We start from the raw sequence: 1,094 nt of genomic DNA, 5'->3' as shown, positions 1-1,094 counted from the left end.
GGACTTATTATGGGATTATGGGATGGACTATAATTGATCATTGATGAAGACTTGCTGAATACAACACAATCATAGTATTCATTCAATCAAATAACAGTTTAGACTTATTATGGGATTATGGGATGGACTATATTGTTAATATTGTTTTGCAGTACAAAAAGGTTATAAAAAATCATGGACAAACAACTATTACTCAATAAAATTAAACAAGCAGTACAAGCGATCGAACCACAAGCGCAAATATTTCTTTATGGTTCACGGGCGCGAAACGATGCTCAACCAGACTCTGATTGGGATATATTAGTATTAGTTGATGGGATCACTAACCCTACTCGCACATCTCAAATCCGTCGTCAAATTTATGAAATCGAATGGGAAACAGAAGAAGTTATTTGTACCATTGTTCGCAGCAAAAATCAATGGGAACATCCCTTATTACAAACTACTCCTTTCTGGCAATCAGTTAACAAAGAAGCTATTATGCTATGAGTAAAAATTCCCCTCACGATCAACTAATTAGGTATCGTTTAAATCGTGCAGAGGAAGCTTATCAAGATGCTTGTTCTCTTGCTGATGGTGCAAGATGGAATAGTTGTATCAATCGTCTGTACTATAGTTGCTTTTATGCTGTTACGGCTTTACTTGCTTATGATAATCTCTCATCTCCAAAACATACAGGTGTCCGTAGTCTCTTCAACAAAAACTACATCCGTAGCGAAATTATTTCAAAAGACTTTGGTGCAGTTTATAACGAATTGTTTGAATACCGTCTCGAAGCAGATTATACAGACTTTGCAGATTTTGATGAATTACAAGTTCTTCCTTTTATTGCAAAAGTGAGAGATTTTTTAAATATAATTTCAGATCTGCTTCCTACTGATTAAATGACAAAAGTATTGTATGGCAATACATTAAGTAAAGAGCATCTCAATACACAAATGATTCGTAATAATTTACAAATGATGCGACAGTCACATCCATCGTCTTAACTGTGATTGATGGGATTATGGGATGGACTATAATTGATCATTGATGAAGACTTGCTGAATACAACACAATCATAGTATTCATTCAATCATTCAAATAACAGTTTA

2 protein-coding genes are annotated in these 1,094 nt (G+C 34.2%); both read left to right on the top strand.

Annotated elements, in window-relative coordinates; all coding sequences use genetic code 11:
• Window positions 1-174: 174 nt before the first annotated feature.
• Window positions 175-489, top strand: a complete 315-nt coding sequence (locus tag MICAI_RS17175; RefSeq protein WP_002737075.1) for a nucleotidyltransferase domain-containing protein — start codon at window positions 175-177, stop codon at window positions 487-489.
• On the top strand, window positions 486-884 hold the full coding sequence (locus MICAI_RS17170; RefSeq protein WP_002736237.1) for a HEPN domain-containing protein: 399 nt from the start codon (window positions 486-488) through the stop codon (window positions 882-884). The genes MICAI_RS17175 and MICAI_RS17170 overlap by 4 nt, the downstream gene beginning before the upstream one ends.
• Window positions 885-1,094 lie beyond the last annotated feature (210 nt).

The sequence above is a fragment of the Microcystis sp. T1-4 genome (assembly GCF_000297435.1).
Taxonomy (GTDB): domain Bacteria; phylum Cyanobacteriota; class Cyanobacteriia; order Cyanobacteriales; family Microcystaceae; genus Microcystis.
The sequence above is the reverse complement of the archived record's forward strand: the minus strand, read 5'-3'. Positions and strand labels throughout refer to the sequence as shown.